The sequence below is a fragment of the Ruegeria sp. G10 genome, assembly GCF_056533645.1.
Genome location: NZ_JBQFOQ010000010.1, coordinates 64,105 through 81,560 on the forward strand (window position 1 = coordinate 64,105; position 17,456 = coordinate 81,560).

Annotated in this window: 22 protein-coding genes; 17 read left to right on the forward strand and 5 right to left on the reverse strand. The window is 60.1% G+C overall.

Going from position 1 to position 17,456, the window contains the following annotated elements; genetic code table 11:
* The first annotated feature begins 86 nt into the window (after positions 1–86).
* The 10 genes from ffh to trmD are packed head-to-tail and all read left to right on the forward strand — an operon-like array spanning position 87 to position 6,317.
* Entirely contained in the window at positions 87–1,595 is a 1,509-nt protein-coding gene (gene ffh / locus ACR0KM_RS16590) for a signal recognition particle protein (protein WP_480860404.1), read from the forward strand.
* On the forward strand, positions 1,592–2,146 hold the full coding sequence (locus tag ACR0KM_RS16595) for a GNAT family N-acetyltransferase (RefSeq protein ID WP_480860406.1): 555 nt from the start codon (positions 1,592–1,594) through the stop codon (positions 2,144–2,146). The genes ffh and ACR0KM_RS16595 overlap by 4 nt, the downstream gene beginning before the upstream one ends.
* Positions 2,143–2,682, forward strand: a complete 540-nt coding sequence (locus tag ACR0KM_RS16600; protein ID WP_480824741.1) for a GNAT family N-acetyltransferase — start codon at positions 2,143–2,145, stop codon at positions 2,680–2,682. The genes ACR0KM_RS16595 and ACR0KM_RS16600 overlap by 4 nt, the downstream gene beginning before the upstream one ends.
* Positions 2,679–2,975: a chorismate mutase gene (locus ACR0KM_RS16605; protein WP_039541590.1), complete on the forward strand. Its 297-nt coding sequence runs from the start codon at positions 2,679–2,681 to the stop codon at positions 2,973–2,975. The genes ACR0KM_RS16600 and ACR0KM_RS16605 overlap by 4 nt, the downstream gene beginning before the upstream one ends.
* A 42-nt stretch (positions 2,976–3,017) precedes the next feature.
* Positions 3,018–3,407: a 30S ribosomal protein S16 gene (rpsP, locus tag ACR0KM_RS16610; protein WP_480824743.1), complete on the forward strand. Its 390-nt coding sequence runs from the start codon at positions 3,018–3,020 to the stop codon at positions 3,405–3,407.
* Positions 3,408–3,419: 12 nt separating this feature from the next.
* Positions 3,420–4,055, forward strand: coding sequence for a 5,6-dimethylbenzimidazole synthase (bluB, locus tag ACR0KM_RS16615; protein WP_480860408.1), 636 nt, complete (start codon positions 3,420–3,422; stop codon positions 4,053–4,055).
* 4 nt (positions 4,056–4,059) lie between these two features.
* Complete coding sequence (locus ACR0KM_RS16620; RefSeq protein WP_480534179.1) at positions 4,060–4,206, forward strand: hypothetical protein; 147 nt, start codon at positions 4,060–4,062, stop codon at positions 4,204–4,206.
* Positions 4,199–4,702, forward strand: coding sequence for a ribosome maturation factor RimM (rimM, locus tag ACR0KM_RS16625; protein ID WP_480860410.1), 504 nt, complete (start codon positions 4,199–4,201; stop codon positions 4,700–4,702). Before ACR0KM_RS16620 ends, rimM begins: the two co-directional genes overlap by 8 nt.
* Positions 4,702–5,517, forward strand: a complete 816-nt coding sequence (locus ACR0KM_RS16630) for a hypothetical protein (protein WP_480860412.1) — start codon at positions 4,702–4,704, stop codon at positions 5,515–5,517. Before rimM ends, ACR0KM_RS16630 begins: the two co-directional genes overlap by 1 nt.
* Complete coding sequence (trmD, locus tag ACR0KM_RS16635) at positions 5,514–6,317, forward strand: tRNA (guanosine(37)-N1)-methyltransferase TrmD (RefSeq protein WP_480860414.1); 804 nt, start codon at positions 5,514–5,516, stop codon at positions 6,315–6,317. Before ACR0KM_RS16630 ends, trmD begins: the two co-directional genes overlap by 4 nt.
* Here trmD and ACR0KM_RS16640 read toward each other — a convergent pair.
* Positions 6,314–7,114: a glycoside hydrolase family 25 protein gene (locus ACR0KM_RS16640; protein ID WP_480860474.1), complete on the reverse strand. Its 801-nt coding sequence runs from the start codon at positions 7,112–7,114 to the stop codon at positions 6,314–6,316. The two genes, trmD and ACR0KM_RS16640, sit on opposite strands and share 4 nt — an antisense overlap.
* Before the next feature lie 376 nt (positions 7,115–7,490).
* On the opposite strand from ACR0KM_RS16640, the gene rplS reads away from it, so the two are divergent.
* Both rplS and rpmE read left to right on the forward strand, forming a co-directional pair.
* On the forward strand, positions 7,491–7,874 hold the full coding sequence (gene rplS / locus ACR0KM_RS16645; protein WP_170447921.1) for a 50S ribosomal protein L19: 384 nt from the start codon (positions 7,491–7,493) through the stop codon (positions 7,872–7,874).
* An 11-nt stretch (positions 7,875–7,885) separates the two neighbouring features.
* A complete protein-coding gene (rpmE, locus tag ACR0KM_RS16650) occupies positions 7,886–8,107 on the forward strand; it encodes a 50S ribosomal protein L31 (RefSeq protein ID WP_170428949.1) in 222 nt (73 codons plus the stop codon).
* Positions 8,108–8,206: 99 nt separating this feature from the next.
* Here the strand turns inward: rpmE and ACR0KM_RS16655 are convergent, their stop codons facing one another.
* Complete coding sequence (locus ACR0KM_RS16655; RefSeq protein ID WP_480860416.1) at positions 8,207–9,094, reverse strand: AEC family transporter; 888 nt, start codon at positions 9,092–9,094, stop codon at positions 8,207–8,209.
* Positions 9,095–9,312: 218 nt separating this feature from the next.
* On the opposite strand from ACR0KM_RS16655, the gene ACR0KM_RS16660 reads away from it, so the two are divergent.
* Positions 9,313–10,122, forward strand: a complete 810-nt coding sequence (locus ACR0KM_RS16660) for a division plane positioning ATPase MipZ (RefSeq protein ID WP_480824758.1) — start codon at positions 9,313–9,315, stop codon at positions 10,120–10,122.
* Here the strand turns inward: ACR0KM_RS16660 and ACR0KM_RS16665 are convergent.
* Complete coding sequence (locus ACR0KM_RS16665) at positions 10,119–10,799, reverse strand: GNAT family N-acetyltransferase (RefSeq protein ID WP_480865520.1); 681 nt, start codon at positions 10,797–10,799, stop codon at positions 10,119–10,121. The genes ACR0KM_RS16660 and ACR0KM_RS16665 overlap by 4 nt on opposite strands.
* A gap of 124 nt (positions 10,800–10,923) precedes the next feature.
* On the opposite strand from ACR0KM_RS16665, the gene ACR0KM_RS16670 reads away from it, so the two are divergent.
* Positions 10,924–11,859, forward strand: coding sequence for a hydrogen peroxide-inducible genes activator (locus tag ACR0KM_RS16670; RefSeq protein WP_480824762.1), 936 nt, complete (start codon positions 10,924–10,926; stop codon positions 11,857–11,859).
* Between the two features lie 58 nt (positions 11,860–11,917).
* On the opposite strand, the gene ACR0KM_RS16675 is transcribed toward ACR0KM_RS16670, so the two are convergent.
* Both ACR0KM_RS16675 and ACR0KM_RS16680 read right to left on the reverse strand, forming a co-directional pair.
* Entirely contained in the window at positions 11,918–13,153 is a 1,236-nt protein-coding gene (locus ACR0KM_RS16675; RefSeq protein ID WP_480860419.1) for an adenylate/guanylate cyclase domain-containing protein, read from the reverse strand.
* Positions 13,154–13,215: 62 nt separating this feature from the next.
* Positions 13,216–13,668: a MarR family winged helix-turn-helix transcriptional regulator gene (locus ACR0KM_RS16680; RefSeq protein WP_480860421.1), complete on the reverse strand. Its 453-nt coding sequence runs from the start codon at positions 13,666–13,668 to the stop codon at positions 13,216–13,218.
* A 58-nt stretch (positions 13,669–13,726) separates the two neighbouring features.
* Here ACR0KM_RS16680 and hmgA point away from each other — a divergent pair, with 58 nt between their 5' ends.
* The 3 genes from hmgA (at position 13,727) to ACR0KM_RS16695 (ending at position 17,366) form a co-directional block, all read left to right on the forward strand.
* Positions 13,727–15,082 carry a homogentisate 1,2-dioxygenase gene (gene hmgA / locus ACR0KM_RS16685; protein ID WP_480860422.1) on the forward strand — a complete coding sequence of 452 codons (1,356 nt, stop codon included), beginning with the start codon at positions 13,727–13,729 and terminating at the stop codon, positions 15,080–15,082.
* Between the two features lie 66 nt (positions 15,083–15,148).
* Complete coding sequence (gene fahA / locus ACR0KM_RS16690) at positions 15,149–16,405, forward strand: fumarylacetoacetase (protein ID WP_480860424.1); 1,257 nt, start codon at positions 15,149–15,151, stop codon at positions 16,403–16,405.
* A gap of 10 nt (positions 16,406–16,415) precedes the next feature.
* Positions 16,416–17,366, forward strand: a complete 951-nt coding sequence (locus tag ACR0KM_RS16695; RefSeq protein ID WP_480860426.1) for an MBL fold metallo-hydrolase — start codon at positions 16,416–16,418, stop codon at positions 17,364–17,366.
* The last annotated feature ends 90 nt before the right edge of the window (positions 17,367–17,456 follow it).

Below are 17,456 nucleotides of genomic sequence, written 5' to 3' on the forward strand. Positions count from 1 at the left end.
TTTCGCCCGTGGGGGCGTTTGTGCATTGACCCGTCTGCCCCTATCTAAGGGGCGCCAAATAAAAACCGGCTAAGGAGGCCGAAGGCATGTTTGAAAACCTATCCGAACGCCTTTCCGGCGTCTTTGACCGGCTGACCAAACAGGGTGCCCTGTCCGAAGAAGACGTCAAAACCGCCCTGCGTGAGGTTCGCGTTGCCTTGCTTGAGGCCGACGTCTCGCTGCCGGTGGCGCGTGAGTTCGTCAAGAAGGTACAGGAACAGGCGACCGGTCAGGCGGTGACCAAGTCGATCACACCCGGCCAGCAGGTCGTCAAGATCGTGCATGACGCGCTGGTCGATACCCTGCGGGGCGAAGAAGACCCCGGCGCGCTGAAGATCGACAACCCGCCTGCGCCGATCCTGATGGTCGGTCTGCAAGGCTCGGGTAAGACGACCACCACCGGTAAGCTGGCCAAACGCCTGAAAGAGAAAGAGGGCAAGAAGGTCCTGATGGCCTCGCTCGACGTCTATCGCCCGGCGGCGATGGATCAGTTGGCGGTTCTGGGCACGCAGGTTGGCGTCGATACGCTGCCGATCGTGCCCGGTCAGAAACCTGTCGACATCGCAAAGCGCGCCAAACAGCAAGCGACGCTGGGCGGCTACGACGTCTATATGCTCGACACCGCGGGCCGTCTGCACATTGACGAAGTCCTGATGGACGAGGTTGAGCAGGTTCGCAACGCGGTCGACCCGCGCGAGACACTTCTGGTCGTCGACGGCCTGACCGGTCAGGTCGCCGTTGAGGTCGCCGAAGAGTTTGACGCCAAAGTCGGCATCTCGGGCGTGGTCCTGACCCGGATGGACGGTGACGGGCGTGGTGGTGCGGCGCTGTCGATGCGCGCCGTTACCGGCAAGCCGATCCGCTTTGTCGGTCTGGGCGAGAAGATGGACGCGCTCGAAACCTTCGAGCCGGACCGGATCGCCGGTCGTATTCTGGGCATGGGCGACATCGTTGCTCTGGTCGAAAAGGCCCAGGAAACGATGGAGATGGAACAGACCGAGCGCATGATGAAGCGCATGGTCAAAGGTCAGTTCAACATGAACGACCTGAAAATGCAGCTGGAGCAGATGATCCAGATGGGCGGTATGCAGGGCATGATGGGCATGATGCCCGGCATGAGCAAGATGGCCAAGCAGATGGATCAGGCCGGTCTGGACGACAAAATCCTGCGCCAGCAGATCGCCCTGATCCAGTCGATGACCAAACGCGAACGCGCCAACCCGCAACTGCTGCAGGCCAGCCGCAAGAAACGCATCGCCGCCGGGTCGGGGATGGAGGTCAGCGACCTCAACAAGCTGCTCAAGATGCACCGGCAGATGTCGGACATGATGAAGAAGATGGGCAAGATGGGCAAAGGCAAGATGCTGAAACAGGCCATGAAAGGCATGTTCGGCAAAGGCGGCCCCAGCCCCGAGGAGATGGCGGCAGGCATGGACCCCAAGGCGCTGGAACAGGCGGCGAAGGCGATGGGCGGCAAGATGCCCGGCGGTTTGCCCGGTCTGGGCGGCGGCATGGGCCTGCCACCGGGCCTCAGCGGGTTTGGTAAGAAAAAGTGAACCTGATCGCCGATCATATCCCCCGGCTTGAGACCGAGCGCCTGATTATGCGCGCCCCGTCCGAGGCTGATCTGGACGCAGACACCGCGTTCTTCGCCAGCGATGCCGCGACCTATGTCGGCGGCCCGCTGCGCCGGGATGAGGTATGGCGGGTCTTCGCGTCGCTGCTGGGCCATTGGGCCGTGCGCGGCTATGGCTATTGGAGCGTCGATGAGAAAGACACCGGCACGTATGTCGGGCGTATCGGCCTATGGTTCCCCGAAGGCTGGCCCGAACCCGAGGTCGGCTGGACCCTGATGACCCATGCCACCGGCAAGGGCTATGCGACCGAGGCGGCGATGGCAGCGCGAGCGCATGCTTATGACGTGCTGGGCTGGGATACCGCGATTTCGCTGATTGATCTGGACAACCACGCCAGCAAGGCCGTGGCCAAACGGTTGGGCGCGCAGTTCGAATATCTCTACGAACATCCCAAATACGGCAAATCCGAGATCTGGCGGCACCCATCGCCTGCCGATCTGGTGAATGGCGGGATGGAGGCTTACGCATGACCTCTGTCTTGATCCCCACCATCGAGACCGACCGCCTGATCCTGCGCGCGCCGCATCTGGATGACCTGCCCGCAATGACCGCATTCTTCAAGACCGAGCGCAGCCATATGGTGGGCGGGCCGAGAGATGAGTTTGAATGCTGGAGATCATATACAGGTCGCTTTGGCCACTGGGTAGTTCAAGGCTATGGCAGCTGGCACATCGAAGAGAAATCCAGCGGAAAATTTGCGGGCTGGGTCGGCATCATGAATGGCCCAGGTTGGGCTGAGCCTGAACTGGGTTGGACTGTGCTCGAAGAATTCGAAGGCAAAGGGGTCGCTTTTGAAGCCGCGCTGGCCGCGCGTAACTACGCCGCCCGGCATCAGGGCTTGAACGGCGTGATCTCGTATATCGCCCATAGCAATGATCGCTCGCGCGCGCTGGCCGAACGGCTTGGCGCAACGCTTGAGCTTGAGAATGCCGAGCTGCTGGGCAAACGCGCCCAGATCTGGCGCCACCCGCAGATTGACTTGACCACCGAAAGGACCGGCCAATGACCAACCCCGTGACACAGGCTGCCGCGTTGTTGAAAGATCACCGCGAAAGCATAGACCGGCTGGACGCGATCCTTGTCTACACGCTGGGTGAGCGGTTCAAGCACACGCAGGCGGTTGGCAAGCTCAAGGCCGCACACGACCTTCCCCCGTCCGATCCCTCGCGCGAGGCTGCGCAGATCGCTCGGTTAGAAGACCTGGCGAAAGAGGCGGATCTGGACCCCGACTTCGCCAAGGCCTTCCTGAATTTCATCATTCAGGAAGTCATCCGACACCACAAGAAACATCAAAATTGACCGGGCAATTCCCGGCACACGCCATCTAAAGGAGATACCACCATGGCAATGAAAATTCGTCTCGCCCGCGGCGGCTCGAAAAAACGTCCCTTCTATCGCATTGTTGCGGCTGACAGCCGTATGCCCCGCGATGGCCGTTTCATCGAGAAACTGGGCACCTACAACCCGCTGCTGCCGAAAGACAGCGAAGAGCGCGTGAAAATGAACCTCGAGCGCGTTCAGTACTGGCTGGATCAGGGCGCACAGCCCACCGACCGGATCGCCCGTATGCTGGAAGCCGCCGGTGCCCGCGACAAGGCCGAACGCAACAACCCCAACAAGGGCACCCCGGGCAAGAAAGCTCAGGAACGCGCGGAAGAAAAAGCGGCCAAGGCTGCCGAGGCAACTGAAGCCGCCGAAGCACCTGCTGAAGAAGCAGCGGCAGAAGAATAAGCAGGCGATCGCGTGCGGGATCAGGTTTTTTCGGACGATTTTCGCACGCAGTTCGATCTGTTGCTGCGGCTCCGGCGCGATGTGCGCCGGTTCCGCACCGATCCTGTGGACGAGGCAGTGCTGACGCGCTGCCTCGACGCATTTCGGCTGGCCCCTTCGGTGGGGCTGAGCGAGCCTTGGCGCGTCATTCGCGTCGAAAGTCAGGCCGCGCGCGACGCGGCGCTGCAGAATTTCCAGACCGCAAATGCCGACGCGCTGACCGGCTATTCCGGCGAGAAGGCGCAGCTATACAGCCAGTTGAAGCTGTCGGGGATGCAAGAGGCCCCGGTGCAACTGGCCGTATTCTGCGACGATGCCACCGACAAGGGGCAAGGGCTGGGCGCGGGTACTATGCCCGAGATGCGGCGCTATTCGGTGGTCTCGGCCATCACCCTGTTCTGGCTGGCCCTGCGGGCCGAGGGGCTGGGGTTGGGCTGGGTGTCCATTCTGGACCCAGACCAGATGGTGCGCGATCTGGATGTGTCTGATGACTGGCGGCTGATCGGCTATTTCTGCGTGGGCTGGCCGGAAACCCTGTCGGACACGCCGGAACTGCAACAGGTCGGCTGGGAAAACCGTGACGACACTTTGCCGATCGAGGTGCGATAGACCCATGTTCGGATTGTTACGGCTTCCCATCCTGCTGATGATCGCCTTTATTGTCGGCGTGTTCTTCGAACGCAGCAACCAGCGCGAGGCGTGCGAGGTTATTGGTCAATGGCGGGACGGGCTATGTGTGACGGGTGGTCAAAATGAGTGATCTGATCTGCGTCGGCAGCATTGCCGGATCATACGGTGTACGCGGCGAAGTGCGGCTGAAAAGCTACTGCGCCGTTCCCGAAGATATCGAGGCCTATTCGCCCCTGACCGATGAAGCGGGCAAGGAACGCTATCCGCTGGTCCTGACCCGGTCGATCAAGAACGGCTTTGCCGCCCGTCTGGGCGGGGTTGAGACCAAGGAACAGGCCGACGCGATCAACGGCCTGCGCCTTTATGCGCGCCGCGATCAGTTGCCGTCGCTGCCCGATGACGAGTTCTATCACACCGACCTGATCGGGCTTGAGGTCTATGACACCGGCGGCACCCTGCTGGGCCGGGTGAAATCGGTGCAGAACCACGGCGCGGCGGACCTGTTGGAACTGCACGGACCAGGGCTGAAGGCCACCGTTCTGCTGCCGTTTACACTTGAGGCAGTGCCGACGGTCGATCTGGACAAGGGTCGCATCGTAGCCGACCCGCCCGAGGGCCTTCTGTAATGCGCCGCGTGTTGCTGCATCTGGGTCTGCACAAGACCGGAACGACGGCAGCACAATCCTTTCTGTTCGAAAACCGCAGGCTGATCTGGCCGCATCACGCGCTGGTCCTGCCCTATCGCACGCGCGATTCGGGGCTGTCTGATGCCGCGACACGCTATTCGCTGTATGGCACCCCCGGCGCACTGGGGGATTTCAGCGACCAGATGCGGCAGTTCCTGAAATCGCTGACCTTTGGCCGCAAACGCGGACTGGTGCTGAGCGAAGAGAATTTCTCGGGCCTGCGCCCCAGCCGCAACCCGGCAGTGGGGTATGAGACAGCGCCCGCGCTGGCCACCTGTCTGGTCGATCTGGTCCGCGAACGGTTCAAACGCGAAGAGGTCCAGATCACGCTCTATCTGTCGCTGCGCCGGCGCGAAAGCTGGCTGCGCAGCCTCTGGGCGCATGACCTGCATCGCACCCGGATGGTGCTGGATTTCGACACGTTCCGCGAGCGCATGGCCTCGGTGGCCGCGCCGCGGTCTGTCGCAGAAGAGATCCGGGGCCGCCTGCCCTCGGTTCAGGTGCGCAGCCAGTGGCTTGAGGACCTGCAGACGCGGCCCTTCGGCCCCGGTACGCCCTTTGCCGATTTCCTCGACCTGCCCAAAGCCGAGGCCGCAAAGCTGGTCGGCCCGACCCGCAGGAACCCTGGCCTGCCTGACGATCTGCTGGCGCAGATGCTGGATATGAACCGATCCGCTCTGGACGACGCGGCGCTGATCGATCACAAGGCGGCTCTGGTTGAACGCGCTCAAACGGAGCTGATCGGCACATCATGACGGACACGCCCGGAAAATCTCATGGCCGCAAAGCCATCCGCCCCACGCTGAAACCGCGCGAGCTGATGACGCCCACGCCCGACCTGCATGGGGTGTGGAAGGCCAAGATCATCACCCTGTTTCCATCCGCCTTCCCCGGCGTGCTGGGTGAAAGCCTGACGGGCAAGGCCTTGCAAGAAGGTCTGTGGCAGCTGGAAACCGTCGATCTGCGTCAGTTCGGTGTCGGCAAGCACCGTAATGTCGACGATACGCCCGCAGGTGGCGGCGCGGGCATGGTGCTGCGCGCCGATGTGCTGGGCGAGGCGATCGAGCACACCATGGCCGGTGTTCAAGGCAACTGGCCGCTGATCTATCTCAGCCCGCGAGGCCGTCGGATGGACCAGAAGATGATGCAGAACCTTGCGCGCTGCGATGGGATGACCCTGCTGTGCGGCCGGTTCGAGGGCGTTGATGAGCGCGTGCTGGAGCATTACGGCGTGCAGGAGGTCAGCTTGGGCGATTTCGTCATGACCGGGGGCGAGATCGCCGCGCAGGCCCTGATCGACGCCACCGTCCGGCTGATACCCGGCGTGTTGGGCAATCAGGCCTCGGCTGAGGAGGAAAGCTTTTCCTCTGGCCTGCTGGAGCATCCGCAATACACCCGCCCCGCCGAATGGAAGGGCCGCCCGATCCCGGATATCCTGATATCAGGGCACCACGGCCGCATCGCGGAATGGCGGCACGCGATGTCGGAACAGATCACCCGCGAACGGCGGCCCGATCTGTGGGCGCAGCACCAAAAGTCCAAAGCCAAGGATTAACCCCCCGCCTTCCACCGCGCCCAAATCTCGGGCGTGCCGTTGAAGGTGTTGATATCCACCCTGCCCGGAACCCCCGGCACCAGCCCGGTACCCGTGTACTGCCAGAATCGCCAGACCGCGCGCGGATAGACATTGCGGGGGTGCCCCGCGACTGAACGCAGCCAGAACTCGGTTTTGGGAAGGCGGCCAATATCGGTGTCCCCGTAGAAATCGACCGTTGTGTAGACAATCGGGCGACGTCCGTAGTGACGCTCGAGAATATCAAGGAATTTTTGCGCCTCGGCGCGGACGGTACGACCATCGGGGCGCAGGGTGCAGGTTTTGGAATGGGGCGTCCACTCCATGTCCAGAACATGCGGCAGATCAGCCCCTTTGGGTACGTTGCGGATGAACCAGCGGGCCTGTTCATGGGCCGGACGGCAGAAATAGTAGTAATGATAAGCACCCCACGGCACCCCTGCTGCCTGCGCGCCGCGACGATGCTCATCAAACATCGGGTCGGAAAAATCACCGCCCTCGGTTGCTTTGATAAAAGCAAAGCTAACGCCCGAGGCGCGCGCGGTGCGCCAGTCAATCGGCGGCTGCCAGCGCGACACATCCAGACCATGAACCGGGTAGTGGCCGGGGTGCCGCCCCTCCCACGGGTGTGGTTTAGCGTCCCCGAATGCAGGGAAGATGACGGCAGGCGGCGTTGTATCTGCAAACGCTTGCGGTTCTACCACCTGTGGGGCGGGACCGCGGCGACCGCAGGATATGATTGCAAGGCCTAAAACAGCCAGCAAGAGGGCGTTGCGTATCATGCGCGTATCTCAAATCTGCTCTTATAATTCTCTCCAGAATGCCTGATTGACAGCACAAGGCAATGGTGCAGTTTGAGGGCGGCGGAAACGCACCGCCCGAGCGCGGAAGCTCGGCAATTAGGGCTTGATCCCTGTCCGCAAATTCCTTAAACGACCGCAATCCGGTGCCGCATCACGCGACTCCGGTGTTTTGGTTTGCATCATGGCGCAACGCTTGGCTTTCTTCTGCCGTGGCGTGTCAGAGCGGACCAGACCAAAGGAACATTCGATCTGACCTCTGGCGGGCTGCATTGCAGGACCCGGTGAAGACCAAGAGCTCTCAGGCCGTGCCCAAACTTCGTGGACCAACCACGAGCATATAGGAGTAAATGCGATGGACCTGATCGCACAGCTTGAGGCGGAACAGATTGCCGCCCTGGGGAAAGACATCCCCGATTTCAAAGCCGGTGACACCATCCGTGTCGGCTTTAAGGTGACCGAAGGGTCGCGTACACGTGTGCAGAACTACGAAGGTGTCTGCATCGCGCGCAAAGGTGGCAACGGCATCGCCGGTTCGTTCACCGTCCGCAAAATTTCGTTCGGCGAAGGCGTAGAGCGTGTATTCCCGCTGCATTCGACCAACATCGACAGCATCACCGTTGTCCGCCGTGGCCGCGTCCGTCGCGCCAAACTGTATTATCTGCGCACCCGTCGCGGTAAATCCGCACGTATCGCAGAGGTCACTAACTACAAGCCCAAGGCTGGCGCCGAGGCGTAAGGAGCGGAAAGATGAAAAAAGACATCCATCCCGATTATCACGTCATCAACGTCAAAATGACCGATGGCACCGTGGTTCAGATGAAATCCACCTGGGGCGCCGAGGGCGACCAGCTGGCTCTGGAAATCGACCCCTCCTCGCACCCCGCGTGGACCGGTGGCTCGTCGCGCCTGATGGACGCTGGCGGCCGTGTGTCGAAGTTCAAGAAGAAATACGAAGGTCTGGGCTTCTAAGCCGGACTGGTTTCAAATGCAAAAGGCCGCCTCTCGGGGCGGCCTTTTTTGCGCTTCAGAGGTGCCATCCGGGCAGGTGCCAGACGAATCTGGAAAGGCTCAAATCCAGTAGGCGAGTGCCACCGGTAGTACCAAGATGGTGGCCAGCGTTGACACCAGAATAAAACCGGCCACGTCCGGGCCGTATTCCGGCACATGTTGATCGATGAACAGATAGGTTGCGACGGATGCCGGCATCAGACAGCACAGGATCACGGCTCCGCGTTCCACCCCGGTAAAGCCGAACGCCCAGACAAGTGTACTGGCGATAAGAACCGCCAATGCAAGATGCAGCGCTGTCAACACAATGGCGCGCCCGAGGCTAGCGATTCTAAGCGTCGCCAGAGTGTGTCCCAGCGTCAGCAACATCAGCGGAATCGAAAGCCCACCCAAAATGTCGAACGACTTGGCCAAAGGCTGGGGCAGGCTGTACCCCGTTCCCATCAACACCAGCGACAGCACCACAGCATAGATAATCGGAGAGGTCATCAGCTTCTTGGCCGAGAACGCACCCGCAGGGATCCACATGCCAACCGTAAAGATGCTGATCAGCACAACGACAACGAAACCCATTGTATAGGCCATCCCTGCATCGCCCAGCGCCAGGAGGGTGATAGGCAAACCGATGTTACCTACGTTACCGTGCATCAAAGGGGTCAGAAATGCGCGCACCGGCAGTTTGAGCAGCCTCAGCACCGCAAAGCCAAGCACACCAAATGCCGCAATCGCCAGCGCCGCCGCTGTCATGACGTCAAGAAACGTGCCCACCGCGATCTTCGTAGTCGACAGGTGCGAGATGATCAGTGTCGGGTACCCCACCTTCGCCACGATCCCGCCAATCACAGCGTTGTCGAAGGGTGCCCGGATAAGCGCCAGACCATAACCGATTCCGGCACAGATCAGCACCGGCAGAACGACGTTCAGGACGTTCAAAAACAGATGATCCAAAGACAGTCCTCGATCGCACAAGCCCGACCCGGACAGTGAAACAGAGGTCCGGTTTTGACAAGTCTTCGCCCTAAACCCCGGCCTAAGCTGAGTTTTCCAAAATAGAGCCTGTTATTGGCCTTTGAAGGCCGCCGAAGTCCTTCCCTTCACCGCTTACACAACATATAGTAGCCGACAACAACGTGTGGTTAAGCACGGCGGGACTTGGGAATACAAGCATGGCACATATCATCGTGGTGGGGAATGAAAAGGGCGGCGCCGGGAAATCGACCGTGTCGATGCATGTGGCCACCGCTCTGGCCCGGCTGGGGCACAAGGTCAGCACGCTGGATCTGGACCTCCGGCAGCGCAGCCTTGGCCGCTATTTCGAGAACCGTCTGAATTTCCTGAACGGCGCCGACCTGTCCCTGCCCAGCCCGCGCCACCACGATTTGCCCGAGATCGATGCCAGCACCCTTAAACCCGGCGAGAATATCTATGACCATCGTCTTTCGGCTGCGGTTGCGGAACTGGAAAGTGACAGTGATTTCATCCTGATAGACTGCCCCGGCTCGCACACGCGGCTCAGCCAGGTGGCACATTCCCTGGCCGACACGCTGATCACCCCCCTGAACGACAGCTTCATCGATTTCGACCTTCTGGCACGGATCGATTCGAAGGGTGAGAAAATCCTCGGGCCGTCTGTTTATTCAGAAATGGTCTGGAACGCGCGCCAGTTGCGCGCCCAAGCCGGGTTGAAACCGATCGATTGGGTGGTTGTGCGCAACCGGGTGGGCACGCAGCGCATGGTCAACAAGGAAAAGATGCAGCGCGCGATTGAGATGCTGTCGCAGCGCATCGGATTTCGCGTCGCTTCGGGCTTTTCCGAGCGGGTGATCTTCCGCGAACTCTTCCCGCGCGGCCTGACGTTGCTGGACCTCAAGGACATTGGCGTCAAACAACTGAATATCTCAAACATCGCCGCGCGGCAGGAACTGCGCGACATGATGAAAGAACTGAACCTGCCCGGAGTCGAGATCGATTTTTAGGTGCGCGACCGCTCCAGCGTCACCCAATCTGCATCGCGCGAAACCTCAGAATAAGCAGCTTTGTTGAGAACCGCCCGAGACGCACCGTTTTCGTGGTGGACAACCGCCAGCAGCCGCTTGATCTGGGGGTTTTGGCGCAAATACTGATCGCTGAACTGTCTTACAATCCTGCTTGCGTACCCTTTTCCCCAATGGGGCACACCCAACCAATAGCTGATTTCGGCGCAATCCGCACCCTTGCTCAGCATCCGCACCTGTCCAACAACCGCATCATTTGCAACAACGGCCATGACCTGATGGTGATCTTCCTGCATCACCGCAATCAACTCACGCGCATCCTGTTCGCTAAGCATCCCAGGATAGTCTTCGGGCAGATAGCGCCACAGACGTTCCGAAGACAACATCTCGGCATAAACCGGTGCATCCTCGGTTGTCCAGGCACGGAACTGAAACGCTTGTGGTACTGGCCGCTGATGCAAGCCGACAATGTCATCTTCACAGGCCAAAGCAACCCAGCCGATCTGAATTGGATCGTAGGCGACCTCGATACCGTTCAAACGGCACCAATCAATTTCATGCTTCGAAAGGACCCCTTGAGAGCGCAACCGGCCAAGCGGTACCGCGCTCCCAAGAGGGGGGGTAGATTTCGATTGAATGTAGTTGTTCTGAATATTCATAACGACCTCCGAGCCAACGCAACAACACAAAGCGCTCTAAAAACGTGCCTTTAAGAATAATCGGGTGTTCCGATGCAATATGATAGCCTATGGTCATGGAATAAATGATTGGAAAAACCTATCAATGAATCTCAACCTGACGTTAAAACAACTTCTCTACTTTCGGGCGCTGGCCGAAACCGGGCATTATAGGAAAGCGGCCGAGCGTATTGGGATCAGCCAGCCATCCTTGAGTCTTCAGATCGCAAATCTGGAAACGGCGCTTGGCTTGAATCTGGTCGAACGTGGTCGAGCGGGCGCAATGCTGACCCCGGAAGGCCGCGAAGTGCTTGAGAAAACGCGCAGCATTCTGTCGGATGTTACCGCGTTGCAAGAGACCTCGACCAGGATGAAGTCCGAGTTTGCGGGCAGCTTCCGGCTCGGCGCATCGCCCACGCTGGGGCCATACTTGTTGCCGCGCGTCTTTCGCCATTTGCATCAGAACCACCCGGATTTAAGGCTGATTGTGCGAGATGGCGCACCATCCGACCTGCTTCAGGACCTGCTGGCAGGCGTCCATGATGTCATTCTGACGCAATTGCCGGTCAGTTCGACTGATGTCATTGTCTTGCGTTTGCTCAGGGAGCCTCTGCATCTGGCCGTCGCCCTCGATCACCCGCTTGCCGAAAGAGACATTGTTGAAGATGCCGATCTCAACGGGGAAAACGTGCTCGTGCTCTCGCGGCGGTTTATCCTTCACAGCCAGATTGAGGAATTGGCCAAAGAAGTCGGGGCAAACCTTCTGTATGACTATGAAGGTACGAGTCTGGACGCGATCCGGCAAATGACCGCAATGAATATCGGCGTTTCGCTTCTGCCTTCGCTTTATGCAGCGTCCGAAGTCCCTGACTTGGGCCGAGACGTCGCGGTAATCCCCTATCGACCGGGACGACTGCACAGATCAATTGGCCTGGTCTGGCGTACCTCAAGCGGGCACCATCGTGCCTTCAATTTCATTGCCGATGTCATTTGCCATGTGGCGCGTGCAGAATTTACGGGGCTGATCAGCGTCGAACGATAGCTGTGTTGCGAAGGCTCTGGCATCAACTGGCTGTTATGGGCCGAACCATCAACGGCTTTCATTCGGTCTCGCGATACACCGTAAACAGCTCTTTCGGTTCGGCGACACCGCGCAGCATATACCGCCCAACCGAGATCAAATCCGGATCGCAAGGCTCTGCCGCGCGGGCAACATCGTCCGAGATCAGGATACGCTGCCCCAAGGACCGGTGCATACCGGCGATCCGAGCGGTCTGATTGACCGCTGGCCCTATCACAGTGAAATCCAGACGACTGTCAGACCCGATATTGCCGTACAGAATCTCGCCGGAATGGAGCGCAAGCGTATAATTCGAAACCCGTTGACCACGGGCGGCACGTTGCGCGTTCAGCGCGGCCATCTGCTCTTGCAAAAGGCTTACTGCAGCCAACGCGGCGCGGGCGTCGGCGTCGCTTTCGCCTACATCGAACATTGCCATAACGCCATCACCCATGAACTTCAGGATGTTGCCACCGCATTGATGGACCACATCGACCGCCACGGCGAGGTAGTCGTTCAGCATGTCGATCACTTCAGCGCCAGGCATGTCTTCGGACAGGCTGGTAAACCCCTCAAGGTCGAAATTCCAGATCACCGCATCAATCTGTTGCAACGACCCGCGGCGAATTTCACCCGATAGCACCCGCTGCCCGGCGTCGCGCCCCAGATACACACGCATCAAATCCTGCGACACCCGCGCATTCGAGGCCGACTTCAACGCCAATCCCAGATGCGGCAGCGCGCTGTTGATCAACTCAAGATCATCTTCGCGAAACCCTTCGGGCGCGTTGCTGGCCCAGGACATAAGCACGCCGTCTATGGCCTTTTTCGCGTCCCTCTGGCCGCGATGGGTGGGCACGTCAAAGCTGACGCCGGTGGCATAGTAGTCCGTTGCGCCGTTCTCTCTGAGGTCATTCAGCAACGGAAAACGACTGGCCTCGTTCTGGTCGACCAGCCGCTCGCGAATGGCATCCATCTCTTCGTTCAGCACGACGTAAAGCGGGCTTTTCTGCCATTCCTCGCTGGGTGTTTCTGAATACTCAAACGTCTGAAGATCCCCTCCACGCCCCTGATACCAACTGTAGCCGGTGCCACCATAAAGAGGATGCAGCGCCGGTTGGGCCGCATGAAATCGCATCAACGGTACGCCAAGCGCAACAAGCTGATTGCAATAGCCATCCAGCAGCTCTTGTTTCCCCGCGCCTTCAAGGCCCCGGTTCACAAGCCAGTCGATAAGGTCATGCGATTTCGTCGTGCTTGGACTGGGGTCGGTCATCTCAGGTTCCTGTGTCGATGCTGATGTTGATCTGGGGTCAACAACGGTGAATTACCACCGCGTCAGTCCATTCCGGCCAAACGACGCAACATCATACGCAACAAAGCGACCTCGCCGGTCGTAAAGCGCGCAGCCAGCTTTGCATCATAGTCCCGCGCGATCCCCCGCAACTCACGATACACCATCTGGCCAGAATGCGTTAGCGACAGACGTTCAGACCGGCGATCGGTCTCATCTCGCAGGCGCCGCAAATACCGGCGCTGTTCCAACCGGCGCACCGCGCGGCTGATCTTGGTCTTGTGGATCTTGGCGCGCAGCCCGATATCCTTGGCGGTCATTTCTCCGTAATTGCCCAGATGAAACAACACGCGCCACTCGGTGCGCAGCATCCCATAGCGATTCTTATAGACCTGTTGAAATTCAAGCGAGCTTTCCTCGGCCGCCTGATTCAGCAGGAATGGCAGGAAATTTCGCAGATCAAACTCATCTTTTTCGGCATTATTCTGCTGGGTCATTCTTGTTAGTTACAAAATCAACTATTATTCGACAAGCAGCAACTGAAGGAGCGTCCAGATGAATCGCCCCGCCGATCCGCACAAGATGACCCAGGCCAGCACCCCCGTTGGCACCCATCCCGGCTATATGCCCGGCTTTGGCAACGACTTCGAGACCGAGGCCCTGCCCGGTGCGCTGCCGCAGGGAATGAACAGCCCGCAGAAATGTAACTATGGCCTATATGGCGAGCAACTCAGCGGCACAGCCTTCACCGCCAACCCGCCCGAACGGACGTGGTGCTATCGCATCCGGCCTTCGGTGAAGCATTCGCATCGGTATGAGAAGATCGATCTGCCCTACTGGAAATCGGCCCCGTCCGTCGACCCCGACGTGATCTCGCTGGGCCAGTACCGCTGGAACCCGGTGCCGCATTCGGATGAGGGCCTGACATGGCTGACCGGGATGCGCACGATGACCACCGCGGGCGACGTGAATACGCAGGTCGGCATGGCCAGCCATATCTATCTGGTCACCGAGTCGATGGTGGATGACTATTTCTTCTCGGCTGATTCCGAGCTGCTGGTGGTCCCGCAGGAAGGCCGCCTGCGCTTTGCCACCGAGATGGGCATCATCGACCTTGAACCGAAAGAGATCGCGATCATTCCCCGTGGCCTGCTGTACCGCGTCGAGGTATTGGAAGGCCCCGCGCGCGGTTTTGTCTGCGAGAATTACGGCCAGAAATTCGAACTGCCGGGCCGCGGCCCGATCGGGGCCAACTGCATGGCCAACCCGCGCGATTTCAAGGCGCCGGTGGCGGCGTTTGAGGACCGCGAGGTGCCCTCGACCGTGACGATCAAATGGTGCGGCCAGTTCCACACGACAAAGATCGGCCACAGCCCGCTGGACGTGGTCGCATGGCATGGGAACTACACGCCCTACAAATACGACCTGCGCACCTATTGCCCGGTCGGCGCAATCCTGTTCGACCATCCCGACCCGTCGATTTTCACGGTGCTGACCGCGCCCTCGGGCCAGCCGGGCACGGCCAATATCGACTTTGTCCTGTTCCGCGAACGCTGGATGGTAATGGAAGACACGTTCCGCCCGCCCTGGTATCACAAGAACATCATGTCCGAGCTGATGGGCAACATCTATGGCCAGTATGACGCCAAACCGCAGGGCTTCGTCCCCGGTGGCATGAGCCTGCACAACATGATGATCCCGCATGGGCCAGACAAGGAAGCCTTTGAAAAGGCGTCAAACTCCAATCTTGGCCCGGACAAGCTGGACAACACCATGTCGTTCATGTTCGAAACCCGCTTTCCGCAGCATCTGACCGCATTTGCGGCCACCGAAGCCCCGTTGCAGGATGACTACATCGATTGCTGGAGCGACATCGAAAAGAAATTCGACGGCACCCCCGGCAAGAAATGAACACCGTCTGCGATCCGAGATTATTCGTCGAATAATCTCGGACCCTGACAAAGGTCTGGAGACACTATGTCCTTGAAGAAATCCTGGGTCACATCGGCCAATTCCGCCGATCACCCGTTTCCGCTGAACAACCTGCCCTATGGGGTTTTTTCGACCGAAAAAACCGACCCGCGTTGCGGTGTGGCCATCGGTGACATGATCCTCGACGTGACCGCGGCCGAGGCTGACGGGCTGATCGCGCTGTCGGACGAGCCGCTGTTCGACCTGCCCTTCTGGAACCCGCTGATGGAGGAAGGCCCCGCCGTCTGGGCCGCCCTGCGCGACCGCCTGACCGCACTGCTGGCCGAGGGCGCGGACGAACAGCACAAGGTCGAAGGCTTGCTGATCCCGCAGGACGAGGCCGAGATGCACATGCCCTTTGCCGTCAGCGAATACACCGATTTCTATGCAGGCCGGAACCATGCCTTCAACGTCGGCACCATGTTCCGCGGCCCCGAAAATGCACTGCCGCCCAACTGGCTGCACATCCCCATCGGCTATAACGGGCGCGCGTCGTCCGTGGTGGTCTCGGGCACCGATGTCCGCCGCCCCTGGGGTCAGCTGAAATCCCCCGATCAGGACTTGCCCGCCTTTCTGCCTTGCCGTCGCTTTGATATCGAGCTTGAGATGGGCGCCATTGTCGGCACGCCCTCGGACGGCCCGATCTCGGTGCAGGAGGCCGATGACGCCATCTTTGGCTACGTGCTGCTGAACGACTGGTCGGCGCGCGACATTCAGGCTTGGGAATATCAGCCGCTGGGCCCGTTCCAGGCCAAGGCCACAGCCACCTCGATCAGCCCGTGGATCGTGACCAAGGCCGCGCTGGAACCGTTCCGCTGCGACACGCCCGCGCGCGAATTCGAGCTGCTGGATCACCTGAAAGACTGCGGCCCAATGCTCTATGACATCGACCTGTCGATCACCATGGCCCCCGAGGGCCAGCCGGCAACGACCATCGCCGCGACGAACTACAACCAGATGTATTATTCAGCCGCGCAGCAACTGGCGCACCACACGACCTCGGGCTGCCCGATGAACACCGGCGACCTGCTGGGATCGGGCACCATCTCAGGGCCGACCAAGCCCGAGCGCGGCTCGCTGCTGGAGCTCAGCTGGGGCGGGAAAGAACCGCTGACGCTGGACACCGGCGAGACCCGCAGCTTTATCGAGGACGGAGACACGCTGACCCTCACCGGCGCGGCCAAAGGCGACGGCTATACCATCGGCTTCGGTGATTGCACCGGCACCGTCCTGCCCGCGCTTGAAAACCCATACGCACGATAAGGAACCCACCATGGCCAAGGCATTCGCATCCCAGGGGGATATGACCGAAAAGAAAATCTCGTTCACCGAGGTGGGCGAGGGCCTTTACGCCTTTACCGCCGAGGGCGACCCGAACTCGGGCGTCATCATCGGTGACGACAGCGTGATGATTGTCGAGGCGCAGGCGACCCCGCGCTTAGCCCAAAAGGTGATCGAATGCGTGCGCTCGGTGACGGACAAGCCGATCACCCATGTGGCGCTGACCCACTATCACGCGGTCCGCGTGTTGGGGGCCAGCGCGTTCGGCGCGCAACAGATCCTGATGTCGGACATGGCCCGCGCCATGGTCGTGGAACGCGGGCAGGAGGATTGGGACAGCGAATTCCAGCGCTTCCCGCGCCTCTTCGAAGGGCATGAGAGCATCCCCGGCCTGACATGGCCGACCACCACGTTCAGCGATACGATGACGGTTTATCTGGGCAACCGCCGGGTCGATCTGATGCATCTGGGCCGCGCCCATACGGCGGGCGATATCGTCATCCATGTACCCGATCAGAACGTCATGTTCACCGGCGACATCGTCGAATACCATTCGGCCTGCTATTGCGGCGACGGGCATTTCAGCGACTGGGGCGACACGCTGGACGAGATCAAGTGGTACGACGTCGACGCAATTGCTCCGGGACGTGGCGACGCCCTGATCGGTAAGGACATGGTCAACGCGGCCATCGAAAACACCCGCGATTTCGTCGAAAGCACCTATCGCCCGGCGGCCAGGGTCGCAGCGCGCGGCGGCAGCCTGAAAGAGGCCTGGGACGCGGTGCGCGCGGAATGCGATCCGAAATTCGCCGACTACGCGATCTACGAACATTGCCTGCCCTTCAACGTCGCCCGCGCCTATGACGAGGCGCGCGGCATCGACACCCCCCGCATCTGGACCGCCCAGCGCGATCTTGAGATGTGGGAGGCCCTGCAAGGCTAAGAATTCCGGGCCGTTTTTGATCCAGATCGTGGCGGCCCGGATTTGACGATGAAACGTTAAGTTGAGCCCTCCGCGCGGCATCGCGCCGGA